This is a genomic window from Pseudomonas sp. AP42 (genome assembly GCF_001728935.1).
Taxonomy (GTDB): Bacteria; Pseudomonadota; Gammaproteobacteria; order Pseudomonadales; family Pseudomonadaceae; genus Aquipseudomonas; species Aquipseudomonas lactis.
Genome location: NZ_LYSO01000009.1, coordinates 58,798 through 75,637 on the forward strand (window position 1 = coordinate 58,798; position 16,840 = coordinate 75,637).

At 61.7% G+C, this 16,840-nt stretch carries 19 protein-coding genes; 16 read left to right on the forward strand and 3 right to left on the reverse strand.

The window, feature by feature from the left end; all coding sequences use genetic code 11:
- Position 1 precedes the first annotated feature (1 nt).
- The 14 genes from A7K61_RS05555 to hemN all read left to right on the forward strand — a co-directional run bounded on the left by A7K61_RS05555 (position 2) and on the right by hemN (position 12,755).
- A complete protein-coding gene (locus A7K61_RS05555) occupies positions 2 to 202 on the forward strand; it encodes a cbb3-type cytochrome c oxidase subunit 3 (RefSeq protein ID WP_003193161.1) in 201 nt (66 codons plus the stop codon).
- Positions 199 to 1,146 carry a cytochrome-c oxidase, cbb3-type subunit III gene (ccoP, locus tag A7K61_RS05560; protein WP_047711544.1) on the forward strand — a complete coding sequence of 316 codons (948 nt, stop codon included), beginning with the start codon at positions 199 to 201 and terminating at the stop codon, positions 1,144 to 1,146. Before A7K61_RS05555 ends, ccoP (A7K61_RS05560) begins: the two co-directional genes overlap by 4 nt.
- 462 nt (positions 1,147 to 1,608) lie before the next feature.
- Complete coding sequence (gene ccoN, locus A7K61_RS05565) at positions 1,609 to 3,051, forward strand: cytochrome-c oxidase, cbb3-type subunit I (protein WP_003193164.1); 1,443 nt, start codon at positions 1,609 to 1,611, stop codon at positions 3,049 to 3,051.
- On the forward strand, positions 3,051 to 3,659 hold the full coding sequence (ccoO, locus tag A7K61_RS05570; protein WP_003193167.1) for a cytochrome-c oxidase, cbb3-type subunit II: 609 nt from the start codon (positions 3,051 to 3,053) through the stop codon (positions 3,657 to 3,659). The genes ccoN and ccoO overlap by 1 nt, the downstream gene beginning before the upstream one ends.
- Before the next feature lie 5 nt (positions 3,660 to 3,664).
- Positions 3,665 to 3,850: a CcoQ/FixQ family Cbb3-type cytochrome c oxidase assembly chaperone gene (locus A7K61_RS05575; RefSeq protein ID WP_003193169.1), complete on the forward strand. Its 186-nt coding sequence runs from the start codon at positions 3,665 to 3,667 to the stop codon at positions 3,848 to 3,850.
- A complete protein-coding gene (gene ccoP, locus A7K61_RS05580; RefSeq protein ID WP_069557123.1) occupies positions 3,847 to 4,824 on the forward strand; it encodes a cytochrome-c oxidase, cbb3-type subunit III in 978 nt (325 codons plus the stop codon). Before A7K61_RS05575 ends, ccoP (A7K61_RS05580) begins: the two co-directional genes overlap by 4 nt.
- A gap of 166 nt (positions 4,825 to 4,990) precedes the next feature.
- Positions 4,991 to 5,245, forward strand: coding sequence for a type II toxin-antitoxin system Phd/YefM family antitoxin (locus tag A7K61_RS05585; protein ID WP_069557124.1), 255 nt, complete (start codon positions 4,991 to 4,993; stop codon positions 5,243 to 5,245).
- Positions 5,245 to 5,655, forward strand: a complete 411-nt coding sequence (locus tag A7K61_RS05590) for a type II toxin-antitoxin system VapC family toxin (protein WP_032895837.1) — start codon at positions 5,245 to 5,247, stop codon at positions 5,653 to 5,655. The genes A7K61_RS05585 and A7K61_RS05590 overlap by 1 nt, the downstream gene beginning before the upstream one ends.
- Positions 5,656 to 5,862: 207 nt before the next feature.
- Positions 5,863 to 7,266: a cytochrome c oxidase accessory protein CcoG gene (gene ccoG, locus A7K61_RS05595; RefSeq protein ID WP_034128398.1), complete on the forward strand. Its 1,404-nt coding sequence runs from the start codon at positions 5,863 to 5,865 to the stop codon at positions 7,264 to 7,266.
- Between the two features lie 14 nt (positions 7,267 to 7,280).
- On the forward strand, positions 7,281 to 7,820 hold the full coding sequence (locus tag A7K61_RS05600; RefSeq protein WP_032895835.1) for a FixH family protein: 540 nt from the start codon (positions 7,281 to 7,283) through the stop codon (positions 7,818 to 7,820).
- 93 nt (positions 7,821 to 7,913) lie between these two features.
- A complete protein-coding gene (locus A7K61_RS05605) occupies positions 7,914 to 10,358 on the forward strand; it encodes a heavy metal translocating P-type ATPase (protein WP_069557125.1) in 2,445 nt (814 codons plus the stop codon).
- Positions 10,359 to 10,380: 22 nt separating this feature from the next.
- Positions 10,381 to 10,593, forward strand: a complete 213-nt coding sequence (ccoS, locus tag A7K61_RS05610; protein WP_003193184.1) for a cbb3-type cytochrome oxidase assembly protein CcoS — start codon at positions 10,381 to 10,383, stop codon at positions 10,591 to 10,593.
- Complete coding sequence (locus A7K61_RS05615) at positions 10,586 to 11,269, forward strand: sulfite exporter TauE/SafE family protein (RefSeq protein WP_069557126.1); 684 nt, start codon at positions 10,586 to 10,588, stop codon at positions 11,267 to 11,269. The genes ccoS and A7K61_RS05615 overlap by 8 nt, the downstream gene beginning before the upstream one ends.
- A gap of 103 nt (positions 11,270 to 11,372) precedes the next feature.
- The gene (gene hemN / locus A7K61_RS05620) at positions 11,373 to 12,755 is read left to right on the forward strand and encodes an oxygen-independent coproporphyrinogen III oxidase (RefSeq protein ID WP_047711549.1); all 1,383 of its coding nucleotides are present in this window, start codon (positions 11,373 to 11,375) and stop codon (positions 12,753 to 12,755) included.
- A 6-nt stretch (positions 12,756 to 12,761) separates the two neighbouring features.
- Here the strand turns inward: hemN and A7K61_RS05625 are convergent, their stop codons facing one another.
- Positions 12,762 to 13,223: a hypothetical protein gene (locus A7K61_RS05625; protein WP_044275063.1), complete on the reverse strand. Its 462-nt coding sequence runs from the start codon at positions 13,221 to 13,223 to the stop codon at positions 12,762 to 12,764.
- 154 nt (positions 13,224 to 13,377) lie between these two features.
- On the opposite strand from A7K61_RS05625, the gene fnr reads away from it, so the two are divergent.
- Entirely contained in the window at positions 13,378 to 14,112 is a 735-nt protein-coding gene (gene fnr / locus A7K61_RS05630; RefSeq protein ID WP_005790290.1) for a fumarate/nitrate reduction transcriptional regulator Fnr, read from the forward strand.
- Between the two features lie 76 nt (positions 14,113 to 14,188).
- The gene (locus A7K61_RS05635; protein ID WP_003193191.1) at positions 14,189 to 14,737 is read left to right on the forward strand and encodes an adenine phosphoribosyltransferase; all 549 of its coding nucleotides are present in this window, start codon (positions 14,189 to 14,191) and stop codon (positions 14,735 to 14,737) included.
- A gap of 111 nt (positions 14,738 to 14,848) precedes the next feature.
- On the opposite strand, the gene A7K61_RS05640 is transcribed toward A7K61_RS05635, so the two are convergent.
- Together A7K61_RS05640 and recR are read right to left on the reverse strand one after the other, a co-directional pair.
- Positions 14,849 to 15,997: an acyl-CoA dehydrogenase family protein gene (locus A7K61_RS05640; RefSeq protein WP_003193193.1), complete on the reverse strand. Its 1,149-nt coding sequence runs from the start codon at positions 15,995 to 15,997 to the stop codon at positions 14,849 to 14,851.
- Between the two features lie 207 nt (positions 15,998 to 16,204).
- Positions 16,205 to 16,807 (reverse strand): recombination mediator RecR, encoded by a 603-nt coding sequence (recR, locus tag A7K61_RS05645; RefSeq protein WP_032895829.1) that lies wholly within the window; start codon positions 16,805 to 16,807, stop codon positions 16,205 to 16,207.
- Between the last annotated feature and the right edge of the window lie 33 nt (positions 16,808 to 16,840).

Sequence of the window (16,840 nt, forward strand, 5' to 3'; positions counted from 1 at the left end):
CATGGGATTTGAATTCGATGCAGGCACCATCCGCGGCCTGGGCACGCTGGTGGTTGCCATCGCCTTTATCGGCCTGTCGCTGTGGGTATTCAACAACCGCCGCAATGCGGAATTCGAGCAGGCGCGCCTGCTGCCGTTTGCCGATGAACCTTCCCCACCCGACGCTCAAGCAGAGCCAGCCACAAGGAGCACTCGGCCATGACTACGTTCTGGAGTACATGGATCTGCGTATTGACCCTGGGCAGCCTCATCGGCCTGACCTGGCTGTTGGTCGGCACCCGCAAGGGCGAGACCAAGGGCAGCGTCGACCAGACCATGGGCCACGCCTTCGACGGTATCGAGGAATACGACAACCCGCTGCCCCAGTGGTGGTTCATGTTGTTCGCCGGCACCCTGGTGTTTGCCGTCGGCTACCTGATCCTCTACCCGGGCCTGGGCAACTGGAAAGGCGTGCTGCCGGGCTATGAAGACGGCTGGACCCAGACCAAGGAATGGGACAAGGAAATGGCCAAGGCCGACGCCAGGTTCGGGCCGATCTTCGCCAAGTTCGCGGCCATGCCGGTGGAAGAAGTCGCCAAGGACCCGCAAGCGTTGAAAATGGGCGGTCGCCTGTTCGCCTCCAACTGTGCGGTGTGCCACGGCTCGGACGCCAAGGGCGCCTATGGCTTTCCGAACCTGGCCGACAACAACTGGCGCTGGGGCGGCTCGGCTGAGGCTATCAAGACCACCATCCTGAACGGTCGCCACGCGGCGATGCCGGCCTGGGGTGAAGTGCTGGGCGAAGACGGGGTGAAGAACGTCGCCGCTTACGTGCGCCATGACCTGGCCAAGCTGCCGTTGCCTGCAGACAACAGCGCAGACCTGGCAGCCGGGCAAGCCGCGTTCAACACCACCTGCGTGGCCTGCCACGGCCCGCAAGGCCACGGTGTGGAAGCCATGGGCGCGCCCAACCTGACCGAGCCTGCCGGGTTTATCTACGGCACCAGCCTGGCGCAGTTGCAGCAGACCATCCGCCATGGCCGCCAGGGCCAAATGCCGGCCCAGGACGTGCTGCAAGGCAATGACAAGGTGCACCTGCTGGCAGCTTACGTGTACAGCCTGTCCCATAACGCTGAAGGTGCAACGCCAGACAGCGCGACCGAGTAACCGCTGCCCCGGCCCGGGGCGGCAACCCGTTTCACTGTAGGAGCGAGCTTGCTCGCGAAAAACTTCAGAGCGCCGCGTTTATGCTGGATAAGCGTGGTGCCCTCAGGTTCTTCGCGAGCAAGCTCGCTCCTACAGGGATCCGGTGTTGTTTTCATTTGCGCGACCAAGTGTCGCACCCCTTCCAAGCCCGCCTTTCCCCTCCTCCCATTCGGGTCTACGCTTGTTCCCACAGTGGACCATTCCTGGCCTACGCGACGGTAGCCGTTGCGCCCCTGAAATTTCCTGTCCACTCGATCAGCTTTCTATTTTGGATTTTGTCCCTACGCCAAACATGGAAAGGGCGCAGAATCTGGCGTGGAACGCATTGATCCAGGTCAGCCATTGCGTTGCAATGGCCCCTCGCTTTCTACATACTTGCGACCGATTTTACCTATAAAAAAACCTAAACCGTGGAACCTTAGAATGAGCACAGCAATCAGTCCGACTGCTTATAACTATAAGGTAGTCCGCCAGTTCGCCATCATGACGGTGGTCTGGGGGATCCTTGGCATGGGGCTCGGGGTGTTCATCGCCTCGCAACTGGTTTGGCCGCAATTGAATTTCGACCTGCCCTGGACGACCTTCGGCCGCCTGCGCCCGCTGCACACCAACCTGGTGATCTTCGCCTTCGGCGGATGTGCACTGTTTGCCACCTCCTACTATGTCGTGCAGCGCACCTGCCAGACGCGACTGATCTCCGATGGCCTTGCCGCCTTCACCTTCTGGGGCTGGCAGGCGGTCATCGTCGGCGCCATCATCAGCCTGCCCCTGGGCTACACCACCACCAAGGAATACGCCGAGCTGGAATGGCCGATCGCCATTTTGCTTGCCATCGTGTGGGTGACCTACGGCCTGGTGTTCTTCGGCACCATCGTCAAGCGCAAGACCAAGCACATCTACGTGGGCAACTGGTTCTACGGCGCCTTTATCGTGGTCACGGCGATGCTGCACATCGTCAACCACGCCTCCCTGCCGGTGAACCTGTTCAAGTCCTACTCAGCCTACTCCGGTGCGACGGACGCGATGATCCAGTGGTGGTACGGCCACAACGCCGTAGGCTTCTTCCTCACCACCGGCTTTCTGGGGATGATGTACTACTTCGTGCCCAAGCAGGCCGAGCGTCCGATCTACTCGTATCGCCTGTCCATCGTGCACTTCTGGGCGTTGATCACCCTGTACATCTGGGCCGGCCCTCACCACTTGCACTACACCGCCCTGCCGGATTGGGCACAGTCCCTGGGCATGGCGATGTCGATCATCCTGCTGGCACCAAGCTGGGGCGGCATGATCAACGGCATGATGACCCTCTCGGGCGCCTGGCATAAGCTGCGCACCGACCCGATCCTGCGGTTTTTGGTGGTGTCGCTGGCGTTCTACGGCATGTCGACCTTTGAAGGGCCGATGATGGCGATCAAGACCGTCAACTCGCTGTCCCACTACACCGACTGGACCATCGGCCACGTGCACGCCGGGGCGCTGGGTTGGGTGGCGATGATCTCCATCGGCGCGCTGTACCACATGATCCCCAAATTGTTCGGCCGCGCGCAGATGCACAGCGTCGGGCTGATCAACGCGCACTTCTGGCTGGCCACCATTGGCACCGTGCTCTACATCGCCTCGATGTGGGTCAACGGCATCACCCAGGGCCTGATGTGGCGTGCGATCAACGATGACGGCACCCTCACCTACTCCTTCGTCGAAGCGCTGCAAGCCAGCCACCCGGGCTTTATCGTACGTGCCCTGGGCGGTGCGTTCTTTGCCAGCGGCATGCTGTTGATGGCCTACAACGTGTGGCGCACCGTGCGTGCCAGCGACCCTGTTGAAGCCGAAGCCGCCACCAAGATCGCCGTTGTGGGAGCTCACTGATGAAGCATGAAGTAGTCGAGAAGAACATCGGCCTGCTGGCCTTCTTCATGGTCATCGCCGTGAGCATCGGCGGCCTGACCCAAATCGTCCCGCTGTTTTTCCAGGACGTGACCAACAAGCCGGTCGAAGGCATGAAGCCGCGCACCGCCCTTGAACTGGAAGGCCGCGACGTCTACATCGCCAACGGTTGCGTGGGCTGCCACTCGCAGATGATCCGCCCCTTCCGCGCCGAAACCGAACGCTACGGCCACTACTCGGTCGCCGGTGAAAGCGTGTGGGACCACCCGTTCCTGTGGGGTTCCAAGCGCACCGGCCCGGACCTGGCCCGCGTGGGTGGGCGTTACTCCGATGACTGGCAGCGTGCGCACCTGTACAACCCGCGCAACGTCGTGCCTGAGTCGAAAATGCCGGCGTACCCGTTCCTCGTGGAAAACAAGCTCGACGGCAAGGACACCGCCAAGAAGATGGAAGTCTTGCGCACCCTGGGCGTGCCCTACACCGACGAAGACATCGCCGGTGCGGCCGCCGCCGTGAAGGGCAAGACCGAAATGGACGCATTGGTGGCCTACCTGCAAGGCCTTGGCACCATCATCAAAAGCAAACGGTGACCTACATGGATATCGGGATGATTCGTGGCCTGGGCACCGTTGTGGTGATGGTGGCCTTTATCGGCCTGGCGTTGTGGGTGTTCAGCCCACGGCGCAAGTCGGAGTTTGACGACGCGACCATGCTGCCCTTCGCAGATGACCCCGAAGCCATCAAGCACGTCGAGCAAGCTTCTAGGAGTAACAAAGAATGACTACGTTCTGGAGTCTGTACGTCACAGTCCTCAGTCTGGGTACCATCTTCGCCCTGACCTGGCTGCTGCTGTCGACCCGCAAGGGCCAGCGCACCGAGCAGACGGACGAGACCGTCGGCCACTCGTTCGACGGCATCGAGGAGTACGACAACCCGCTGCCCAAGTGGTGGTTCATGCTGTTTGTCGGCACTATCGTCTTCGCCCTTGGTTACCTGGTGCTCTACCCAGGCCTGGGCAATTGGAAGGGCCTGCTGCCGGGCTACAACTACCTCGACAACGACAAGCAAACCCCGTTCGCCAACGGCCAGACCGGCTGGACCGGCGTACACGAATGGGAAAAGGAAATGGCCAGATCGGAGGCCAAGTTCGGGCCGATCTTCGCCAAGTTCGCGTCGATGCCGATTGAAGAAGTCGCCAAGGACCCGCAAGCCTTGAAGATGGGCGGCCGCCTGTTTGCCTCCAACTGCTCGGTGTGCCACGGCTCCGACGCCAAGGGCGCCTACGGCTTCCCCAACCTGACCGACGCCGACTGGCGCTGGGGTGGCGAACCCAACACCATCAAGGAAACCATCATGAAGGGCCGCCACGCGGTGATGCCAGGCTGGGCCGAAGTCATCGGCGAGCAGGGCGTGGCCGACGTAGCAGCCTTTGTGGTGACCAACCTCGACGGCCGCAAACTGCCGGAAGGCGCCAAGGCCGACGTGGCCAACGGTGAGAAACTCTTCGCCGCCAACTGCGTGGCCTGCCACGGCCCGGCCGGTAAAGGCACCCCAGCCATGGGCGCGCCCGACCTGACGCATCCAGGTGCGTTCATCTACGGCTCAAGCTTCGCGCAACTGCAGCAGACCATCCGTTATGGCCGCCAGGGCCAGATGCCGGCGCAGGAGCAGTTGCAAGGGAATGACAAGGTGCACCTGCTTGCGGCGTATGTATATAGCTTGTCTCATGGGGATAAGAAGGCTGAGGCGCAGTAAGACCTCTGAAACAATGGAGCCCCGCGCAGCGAATGCTGGCGGGGCTTTTTTGTTCTGGCGCCGAACCTTGCAAAGCCAACTCTACCGTTCGTAACCTCAACCTTGCTGTGCGCACTCGCCAAGTAGTAACGTAACTACATTCAGTCCAGCGAAGGGGGCCTACCCCATGACCATCACGACCATTTCCAGCCGCGAATTCAATCAAGACACAAGTGGTGCCAAAAAAGCCGCCCGCAAAGGGCCGGTTTTTATCACTGATCGCGGCAAGCCTGCCCATGTACTGCTAAGCATTGAGGAGTACCAGAAGCTTACAGGTCTGAGCGCCGACATTTTCGACCTGTTGGTGATGCCGGAAGCGGCCGATATCGACTTCGAAACCGAACGTGCCGTGATCATTCATCGACCCGTGGACTTTTCTTGATGTATCTACTCGACACAAATGTGATCTCTGAACTGCGTAAACCTCAGGCTGATGCAAATGTCGTGGCTTGGGCAAAAAGCGTAGTAGCGCCGCGCATGTTTATTTCGGCGATCACGCTGAAGGAACTGGAAACCGGAGTCCTGCGAATTGAACGGCGAGACCCGGTTCAGGGGAAGGTGTTGAGAACCTGGCTCAAGCGTCATGTAATGCCCGCCTTCGATGCCAGAATCCTGCCCGTCGATGCAGCAGTCGCGTTGCGTTGCGCGCACTTGCATGTACCCGACCGGGCCAACGAAAGCGATGCATTGATTGCCGCAACCGCGCTGGTTCACGGACTCACCGTAGTCACGCGCAACGTCAGCGACTTCAAATCGAGTGGCGTGCCACTGCTCAATCCATGGGACGAATGACCGGCTTACTGGCAAAAACCGTCCATACTTGCCAAGTCAATTGATCCAGATCACGTACACCATCAATTGATTTCCCCCAACGCGACCAAAGGTCGCACCCTTTGCACACCCTCGGGGGCGTATCATTAGGCCACTGCAACACCCTTAATTTGACCCCGGTTGGCACGTACTGGCCGAGGCAAATCTCCACCGCCGTGGGATGCAATGATGAGCGACCAGATACCGGTACATGACGTTACCCCGCCTGCCAAAACCGTCGACCTCTACGCTTCAAGAGAGAAGATCTACACCCGCGCCTTCACTGGCTTGTTCCGCAACTTGCGCATGGTCGGCGGTGCCGCTCTGTTCCTGTTGTACTTCGGCACCGTGTGGCTGAACTGGGGCGGTCATCAGGCGGTGTGGTGGAACCTGCCGGAGCGTAAGTTCTTTATTTTTGGTGCGACGTTCTGGCCCCAGGATTTCATCCTGCTGTCGGGCATTCTCATTGTCGCGGCATTTGGCCTGTTCTTTATCACCGTGTACGCCGGGCGCGTGTGGTGCGGCTATACCTGCCCGCAAAGCGTGTGGACGTGGATCTTCATGTGGTGTGAAAAGGTCACCGAAGGCGACCGCAACCAGCGCATCAAGCTCGACAAGGCGCCGATGAGCGCCAACAAGTTTCTGCGCAAGTTCAGCAAGCACAGCCTGTGGCTGCTGATTGGCTTTGCCACCGGCATTACCTTTGTCGGCTACTTCTCGCCGATCCGCGAACTGGTATTCGATTTCTTCACTGGCCAGGCCGATGGCTGGTCGTATTTCTGGGTGGGTTTCTTCACCCTCGCCACCTACGGCAACGCCGGCTGGCTGCGCGAGCAGGTGTGCATCTACATGTGCCCCTATGCGCGCTTCCAGAGCGTGATGTTCGACAAGGACACCTTGATCGTGTCCTATGACCCGCGCCGTGGCGAAGTGCGTGGGCCACGTAAAAAGGGTACCGACTACAAGGCCCAGGGCCTGGGCGACTGCATCGACTGCACGATGTGCGTACAGGTGTGCCCTACCGGTATCGACATCCGCGATGGTCTGCAAATCGAATGCATCGGCTGCGCCGCCTGTATCGATGCCTGCGACAACATCATGGACAAGATGGAGTACCCACGCGGACTGATCAGCTACACCACCGAACATAACCTGTCGGGGCAGAAAACCCATAAGCTGCGCCCGCGCCTGATCGGTTACGCCCTGGTGTTGCTGGCGATGATCAGCCTGTTGGTGGCCGCCTTCTTCATGCGCTCGCTGGTGGGTTTCGACGTCAGCAAGGACCGCGTGCTGTACCGCGAAAACGCCGAAGGGCGCATCGAAAACGTCTACAGCCTGAAGATCATGAACAAAGACCAGCGCGACCACACCTACGTGCTCGACGCCGCCGGCCTGCCGGACCTCAAGCTGCAAGGCCGTCGCGAAATCAAAGTGGCCGCCGGCGATATCGTCAGCATGCCAGTGGAGTTGTCGAGTGCGCCGGAGCAGTTGCCGTCGAGCACCAACGAGGTGACCTTCATCCTCGAAGACGCCGATGACACCAGCGTCCATATTGAAGCCAAGAGCCGATTCATCGGCCCACAAGTCCGTTAACGGGGAACCTACGCATGCCCGCAACTACTGCCGCCAGCCCTTGGTACAAACACCTCTGGCCCTGGATCATCATCGCGATCCTGGCCTGCTCGGTGACCCTGACCTTGTCCATGGTGACCATCGCAGTGAACAACCCGGACAACCTGGTCAACGACAACTACTACGAGGCCGGCAAAGGCATCAACCGTTCCCTGGACCGCGAACGCCTGGCCCAGACCCTGCAACTGCGCGGCAAGCTGCACCTGGACGAATTGACCGGCGAGGTCGAGCTGCAACTGACTGGCTACAGCAATCCAAAAACCCTTGAGCTGAACCTGATCTCCCCGACCCAGCCAGAGAAGGATCGCAAGATCAACCTCACCCGCAGCGACAGCGAGCCCGGTCGTTACATCGGCCAGGTCACCGACAAGGTCGAAGGTCGCCGTTTCGTGGAACTGCTTGGCGTGGAAGGCGGCAACACCTGGCGCCTGTTCGAAGAAGAAGAGGTCAGCCACGACAAGGACTTGCTGTTGGGTGACGAACCGTTGCAGGGCGCTGAAGACCTGAAAAAATAAACAGCCTGCGCTTCGCGAGCAAGCCCGCTCGACACCCTGTGGGAGCGGGCTTGCCCGCGAAGAGGCCCTCCCAGCCACCAAAGACCTCGAACCATGACCACCCCCTGCTACCACTGCGCCCTACCCGTCCCCTCCGGCAGTCGGTTCACCGCCCAGATCCTCGGCGAACGCCGTGAACTCTGCTGCCCGGGCTGCCAGGCCGTGGCCGAGGCGATAGTGGCCGGCGGGCTGGAAAGCTATTACCAACACCGCAGCGAAGCCTCGGCCAACCCCGACGCGCTGCCCGTGCAGTTGGTGGACGAACTGGCGCTGTACGACCGCGCCGATGTGCAAAAACCCTTTGTGCGCCATCAAGGCGAGCTGGCCGAAACCACCCTGCTGATGGAAGGCATCAGTTGCGCCGCCTGCGGCTGGTTGATCGAGAAACACCTGCGCAGCCTGCCCGCCGTGGCCGAAGCGCGATTGAACCTGTCCAACCACCGCCTGCACGTGCGCTGGGCCGATGGGCAATTGCCGTTGAGCCAACTGCTCAGCGAGCTGCGCCATATCGGTTACGCCGCCCACCCTTACCAGGCCGACCGCGCCGCCGAACAATTGGCCAGCGAGAATCGCCTGGCCCTGCGACAACTGGGGGTAGCCGGTTTGCTGTGGTTCCAGGCCATGATGGCAACCATGGCCACCTGGCCGGAATTCAATATCGACCTGAGCCCGGAGCTGCACATCATCCTGCGCTGGGTTGCGATGTTTCTCACCACGCCCATCGTGTTCTACAGCTGCGCGCCCTTCTTCAAAGGCGCCCTGCGTGACCTGCGCACGCGCCACCTGACCATGGACGTCTCGGTGTCCCTGGCGATTGGCGGCGCGTACCTGGCCGGCATCTGGACCGCGATCACCGGCGTGGGCGAACTGTATTTCGATGCCGTGGGCATGTTTGCCCTGTTCCTGCTGGCCGGGCGCTACCTTGAGCGCCGCGCCCGGGAACGCACCGCCGCAGCCACCGCCCAACTGGTCAACCTGTTGCCCGCCTCCTGCCTACGACTCAAAGACGATGGCCAGAGCGAGCGCATCCTGCTTAGCGAATTGGCGCTGGGTGATCGGGTGCTGGTGCATCCCGGTGCGGTGCTGCCGGCGGATGGCGTAATTCTCGACGGCCAATCCAGCATCGATGAATCCCTGCTGACCGGCGAGTACCTGCCGCAACCTCGGCGCACGGGCGACAACGTCACGGCCGGCACGCTGAATGTCGAGGGCGCGCTGACCGTCCAAGTGCGCGCATTGGGCCATGACACGCGCTTGTCTGCCATCGTGCGCCTACTGGAGCGCGCCCAGGCCGAGAAGCCGCGCCTGGCACAGATCGCCGACCGCGCTGCGCAGTGGTTCTTGTTGTGCTCGCTGATCGCCGCCGCGCTGATCGGCTTGCTGTGGTGGGAGCTGGACCCGTCGCGGGCGTTCTGGATTGTACTGGCGATGCTGGTGGCGACCTGCCCGTGCGCGCTGTCCCTGGCCACGCCCACCGCGCTCACCGCCGCCACCGGCACCTTGCACAGCCTTGGGTTGCTGCTGACCCGCGGCCATGTGCTCGAGGGCCTGAACCAGATTGATACGGTGATTTTCGACAAGACCGGCACCCTCACCGAAGGGCGCCTGGCGTTGCGCGCCATTCGGCCCTTGAGTGCGCTGGACAGCGACCAATGCCTGGGCCTCGCTGCCGCCCTGGAGAACCGTTCCGAACACCCGATTGCCCGTGCCTTCGGCCGCGCGCCGCTGGCCGCCGATGAAGTGCTGAGCACCCCAGGCCTGGGCCTGGAAGGTCGTGTGGGCGAACGTCTGTTGCGCATCGGCCAGCCGGGTTTTGTCTGTGAACTCAGTGGCTGCGCGATTCCCGCCTCACCGGACGAGGCCGGGCAATGGCTGCTGCTGGGCGACCGCAGCGGCGCCCTGGCCTGGTTCGTACTGGATGACCGCCTGCGCAGCGACGCACCCGCCTTGCTCGCCGCCTGCAAGGCGCGGGGCTGGCGCACGCTATTGCTCTCCGGCGACAGTTCGCCGATGGTGGCCAGTGTCGCCTCTGAGCTGGGTATCGACGAAGCCCACGGCAGCCTGCGCCCTGACGATAAGCTGCAGGTGCTGCAAACCCTGCACAAGGAAGGTCGCAAAGTGCTGATGCTGGGCGATGGAGTCAATGATGTGCCGGTGCTGGCCGCCGCTGATATCAGCGTGGCGATGGGCTCGGCCACGGACCTGGCGAAAACCAGCGCCGATGCGGTGCTGTTGTCCAACCGCCTGGATGCGCTGGTGCAGGCCTTCAGCCTGGCGCGGCGTACTCGCCGGGTGATCATCGAGAACCTGTTGTGGGCCGGGTTGTACAATGGGCTTATGCTGCCGTTTGCGGCCCTGGGTTGGATCACTCCGATCTGGGCGGCGATCGGCATGTCCCTCAGTTCGTTGACCGTGGTGCTCAACGCGTTGCGCCTCACTCGCCTGCCGAGCGCGCAAGCCTCGGGCACCGCCCCAGTAACCCGCCCGCTGCCGGCCTGAGCCGCGTGGGCATGGAGTACAGATGCCAGCTCTCTACGTGATGATTCCTGCGGCACTGCTGTTAGTGGGCGTGGCCATCTACATCTTCTTCTGGGCCGTGGACAGCGGCCAGTACGAAGACCTCGATGGCCCGGCACACAGCGTGCTGTTCGACGACCAGGACCCGAACCACCTGGCCGCCATCGACGAAGCCAACAGCCCCGAGCAACCGCCCAAAGAGCCCCCTCATGCTTGAGCTGGCGCCTTTGCTGGTCTCGGCGCTGATCCTCGGCCTGCTCGGCGGCGGCCATTGCCTGGGCATGTGCGGCGGACTGATGGGCGCGCTGACCCTGGCGATCCCCAAGGAACAGCGCAGCCGCCGTTTTCGCCTGCTGCTGGCGTACAACCTGGGGCGCATCCTCAGCTATGCCACCGCCGGCTTATTGATCGGCCTGGCCGGCTGGGCGGTGGCCAACAGCCCGGCGGCGATGTTCATGCGTGTGCTGGCCGGGTTGCTGCTGATCTGTATGGGCCTGTACCTGGCCGGATGGTGGAGCGGCCTCACCCGTATCGAGAGCCTGGGGCGCGGCCTGTGGCGGCATCTGCAGCCGGTGGCCAACCGTTTGCTGCCGGTGTCCAGCCTGCCGCGAGCCTTGCTGCTGGGCGCGCTGTGGGGCTGGTTGCCGTGCGGGCTCGTCTACAGCAGCCTGCTATGGGCGGCGAGCCAGGGCAATGCGCTGGACAGTGCCTTACTGATGCTGGCGTTCGGGCTGGGCACCTGGCCGGTGCTGTTGGCCACCGGGCTGGCCGCCGAACGGGTGACAGCGTTGTTGCGCAAGCGCAGCGTGCGGGTGGCCGGTGGCGTGCTGGTGATGATCTTCGGTCTCTGGACCTTGCCCGGGCCCCATCAGCACTGGCTAATGGGGCATTAACAGGCCCTGTGGCATAGCGCCGCTCCCCGTTGATGCAAATCAAGATGCCTGCACCGCCCTGCCCCTAGACTCGGCCCACTAGCCAATCCGGGGGACCGCCCGCATGCTCGACGCCATTCGTTGGGACACAGATCTGATTCACCGCTACGACTTGGCGGGGCCGCGCTACACGTCCTACCCCACCGCCGTACAATTTGACAGCCAGGTCGGCACCTTCGACCTGCTCCACGCCCTGCGTGACAGCCGCAAGGCCGTGCGGCCACTGTCGTTGTATGTGCACGTGCCGTTCTGCGCCAACATTTGTTACTACTGCGCCTGCAACAAGGTGATCACCAAGGACCGTGGCCGCGCCCAGGCCTACCTGCAGCGCCTGGAGCAGGAAATCCAATTGGTGGCCTGCCACCTCGACCCGCAGCAGCCCGTGGAACAGTTGCACTTCGGCGGCGGTACGCCAACCTTTCTCAGCCACGATGAACTGCGCCAGGTGATGAAATGCCTGCGCCAGCATTTCAATTTGCTGGATGACGATTCGGGTGACTACGGCATCGAAATCGACCCGCGCGAAGCCGACTGGGCCACCATGGGCCTGCTGCGCGAACTGGGCTTCAACCGCGTGAGCATCGGCCTGCAAGACCTCGACCCCGAGGTGCAACGGGCGGTCAATCGCCTGCAAAGCCTGGAGGAAACCCGCGCCGTGATCGATGCAGCGCGCACCTTGCAATTTCGCTCGATCAATATCGACCTGATCTACGGCCTGCCCAAGCAGTCGCCGTTGAACTTTGCGCGCACCGTGGAAGAAGTCATCCGCTTGCAGCCTGACCGCCTGTCGGTGTTCAACTACGCGCACCTGCCGGAACGCTTCATGCCCCAGCGGCGGATCAACACCGACGACCTGCCCTCGCCGGCAGAAAAACTGTTGATGCTGCAAACCACCATCGAACAACTGACCCAGGCCGGTTACCGCTACATCGGCATGGACCACTTTGCCCTGCCCGACGACGAATTGGCGGTGGCCCAGGAAGAAGGCAAGCTGCAGCGCAACTTCCAGGGTTACACCACCCACGGGCACTGCGACCTGATTGGGCTGGGGGTGTCGGCGATCAGCCAGATCGGCGACCTGTATTGCCAGAACAGCAGTGACCTGAACCAGTATCAGAACGCTTTGGCGGGCGCGCAGTTGGCGACCAGCCGTGGTTTGGTGTGTACAACGGACGACCGTCTGCGAAGGGAGGTGATTCAGCAATTGATCTGCAATTTCAGCCTGGGCTTCGAGGCGATCGAACAGGCGTACAACATCGATTTTCGCGGCTACTTTGCCGAGTTATGGCCGCAATTGCAGACCATGGCTGATGATGGCTTGATCGAACTGGACGCCCAGAGCATTCGCGTACTGCCGGCCGGGCGCTTGCTGGTGCGCTCGGTGTGCATGGTGTTCGATGCCTACCTGGAGCACCAGAACAGGCAGCGGTTTTCGCGGGTTATCTGAAGGCCTTTACTTCATGGCCAGGCTGGCGGCCTTGACCGCATCACCGGCGCTCATGTCTTTCATGGCCTTGGCAAGGGATGCCTGGGCGCTGGTCAGGCTGGCTTGCAGCCCACTCAAGGCCGATTGCAGGCCAGAGAGTCGGGCGCGGGCCTGTTCCGGGCTGAGGGTCTTGTCGGCCATCACCGCAGCCATCTCGGCCTGTTTCTCGGCAATTTGCTTTTTAATCTCACGGATCATCTTCAGCAGGTTCTTGACGTTGTCCGCCAAGCCACTGTCGTCGATATCACTGTTTGAGGTTTTCTCAGCCGCCGCCGCTTTCATCGCAGCGCCGGAAATGGTCACTGACACCGCAGGCTTGGCTTCATCCGTCGGCGCAACCGCAGCAGCATCGGTCGCGGCCGCCTTCTTGGTTTCGGGCAGTGCCTGGATCTGGGTGCGTGAAGCCAGTTGAGTACTGAGGGATAACATGGTCTGAGCCACCGTGTTGGTATTCGATGGCAGTGCTATCGGCCGTTTCGGGCAAATCTTTACCTCGCGACAGGTTTTTGTACAGGCTGGCCTCCGTGCCCCTCAGTGCGTTACCCTTACGTCTTATGTGTGTTTTCCCACAAGGATTTAAGAAATGTCCGAGCCAGTCAAACTGCGCGCTCACAGCCAGGCCCATTGCAAGGATTGCAGCCTGGCCCCCCTCTGCCTGCCACTTTCATTGAATCTGGAAGACATGGATGCGCTGGACGACATCGTCAAACGCGGCCGCCCGCTGAAAAAAGGCGAGTTTCTGTTTCGCCAGGGCGACAAGTTTGATTCCGTCTATGCAGTACGCTCGGGCGCGTTGAAGACCTTCAGCCTCAGCGACGGCGGCGAAGAGCAAATCACCGGTTTCCACCTGCCCAGCGAGCTGGTCGGGCTGTCGGGGATGGACACCGAGATTCACCCGGTGTCGGCCCAGGCCCTGGAAACCACGTCGGTGTGCGAAATTCCTTTCGAGCGCCTGGATGAATTGGCCCTGCAACTGCCGCAGTTGCGCCGCCAGTTGATGCGCGTGATGAGCCGCGAGATTCGTGACGACCAGCAAATGATGCTGCTGCTGTCGAAGAAAACCGCCGATGAGCGCATCGCCACGTTCCTGGTCAACCTGTCGGCGCGCTTTCGTGCCCGTGGGTTCTCGGCCAACCAGTTCCGCCTGAGCATGTCGCGTAATGAAATCGGCAATTACCTGGGCCTGGCAGTGGAGACCGTGTCCCGCGTGTTTACCCGTTTCCAGCAGAACCAGTTGATTGCCGCAGAAGGTAAAGAGGTGCATATCCTCGACCCGATCCAGCTGTGTGCCTTGGCTGGCGGTTCCCTGGAGGTCTAATCCAGGCTGCGGCCGCGCCAATCGGTGAGGCCGCAGGTATACTTCGAGTCCGTTTTCCGCTCTGGACTCCTCGACGATGACCTTTGATTCGTTCGACATCAAATCCCTGATTCGCCCCGTCATCGACTTCCCCAAGCCTGGGGTGATCTTCCGTGACATCACGCCGCTGTTCCAATCGCCCCGCGCCCTGCGCCTGGTGGCCGACAGCTTTGCCCAACGCTATGTCGAAGCCGACTTCACCCATATTGGTGCAATGGATGCCCGTGGCTTCCTGATCGGCTCGATCATCGCTTACCAGCTCAACAAGCCGCTGATCCTGTTTCGCAAGCAAGGCAAGCTGCCGGCGGACGTGCTGGCCGAGGGTTACCAGACCGAGTACGGCGAAGCCTTCCTGGAAGTGCACGCCGACAGCCTGTGCGAAGGCGACTCCGTACTGATGTTCGATGACCTGATCGCCACCGGCGGCACCCTGATTGCGGCGGCGAACCTGGTGCGGCGCATGGGGGCAAAGATCTTTGAAGCGGCGGCGATTATCGATTTGCCGGAGCTGGGTGGCTCGCAGCGGTTGGCAGACATGGGCATTCCGACGTTTTGTCTGACGCAGTTTGGGCTGACTGAAAGATAAAGGTCGTCAATACTGCCGCCATCGCGGGCAAGCCCGGCTCCCACCTAGGACTGCATTCCCCTGTGGGAGCCGGGCTTGCCCGCGATGAGGCCCGAAAGAATACCCTGAACGTCAAAGCCCCATCTGCTTACTGATGATCTCATTCATCACTTCACGCGTCCCGCCACCAATCGACAGAATCCGGTTATCACGATACAGCCGCTCCACCAGACTGCCCCGCATATACCCCTGCCCGCCCAATATCTGCACCGCGTCATACGTCACCCGATCGGCAGTATCGGTGGCCAGGTTCTTGGCCATGGAAATCTCTTTGATCACACTCTTGCCAGCGGCCATCTTCGCAGCCTGCCGATAGGTGAACTCACGGGAAACCTCCACCGCGGTAGCCATTTCCGCCAGGCGATGCTTGAGCACCTGGAATTTGCCGATAGGTTTGCCGAATGCTTCACGCTGGGCGGCCCACTGAAGGCTTTCCTCCAGGGCCAGCTGTGCAGTCATGTTGGCCATCAGCGCCAAGGCCAGACGTTCACTCTGGAAGTTGCCCATGATGCAGGCAAAGCCCATGTTCTCGACGCCGATAAGGTTGCCCACAGGCACGCGGCAATCGTCAAAGAACAGCTCGGCGGTGTCCGATGCCCACCAGCCCATCTTCTTCAGTGGCTGGCCGACGGTGAAACCCGGGGTGTCTTTTTCGATCAGCAGCAGGCTGATGCCGCCAAAGCCCGGCCCGCCCGTGCGCACGGCCACGGTGTAGAAGTCAGCGCGAATGCCGCTGGTGATAAAGGTCTTGGCGCCGCTTACGCGGTAATGCTCGCCTTCCCGTACGGCGCGGGTTTGCAGGTTGGCCACATCAGAGCCGCCGCTGGGCTCGGTGACCGCCAGGGCGATGATCTTTTCGCCAGCCAGCACCAGAGGCGCTATGCGCTCACGCACGTCGGGCCGGGCCCATTTGACGATGGGCGGCAGGCCGATATCCAGGGAGCCGAGCCCTGCCACCACGCCACCGGAGCCGCAGCGCATCAGTTCTTCGCTGGCAGCGACCTTGGCGAACAGATCGCCTTCGTGGCTGCCACCCAGGGTTTCGGGGTAGCCAATGCCTAGAATCCCCGCCGCACCGGCCTTGAGGTAGAGCTCGCGAGGAAAGCTTTGCGCCTCCTCCCACTGCTCGATGCCGGGCAACATCTCGCGCTCGACGAATCGGCGCACGCTGTCGCGGACCAATTGGTGGCTGGGATCGAAGTATTCCTGATAGGCAGACATCGGCAAGCTCCATGGCGGGATGGAGCGAACTTACCAAGCGCTTGCTTGGTTATCAAGTCATGTGTCTGCGCTAACCCTGTAGGAGCGAGCTTGCTCGCGAAAACCGTCAACGATAACGCGTGCTTCCTGCGTGAACGCGGCGCCTATTGGTTTTTCGCGAGCAAGCTCGCTCCTACAGGGTTAGGAAGTCCCAGATTGCAATGGGCTTTAGAGCGCGATGGGCTTGCGGCCTGCGAACGAGTGCGCCAAGGTACCGCCATCCACCAGTTCCAACTCCCCTCCCAACGGCACGCCATGGGCAATCCGCGAAGTGATCAAGCCTTTGTTGGTCAGCAGTTGGGCAATGTAGTGCGCCGTGGCTTCACCTTCCACCGTCGGGTTGGTTGCCAGGATCACTTCAGTAAAGGTGCCCTGCTCTTGGATCCGCGCCACCAGTTGTGGAATACCGATGGCTTCCGGCCCCAGGCCATCGAGCGGCGACAGGTGGCCCTTGAGCACAAAGTAACGCCCGCGGTAACCGGTCTGCTCCACGGCGTACACATCCATCGGCCCTTCCACCACGCACAGCAACGTGTCGTCGCGACGCGGGTCGGCGCATTGTGGGCAGAGCTCTTCTTCGGTGAGGGTACGGCACTGGCGGCAGTGGCCCACGCCTTCCATGGCCTGGCTCAGGGCCTGGGCCAGGCGAGTGCCGCCGCTGCGATCACGCTCCAGCAGTTGCAGCGCCATGCGCTGGGCAGTTTTCTGGCCGACACCGGGCAAAGTGCGCAAGGCGTCGATCAGTTGGCGAATCAGGGGGCTGAAGCTCATGGGCGAAGGGTCCGACAAAACAACGAGACGCGG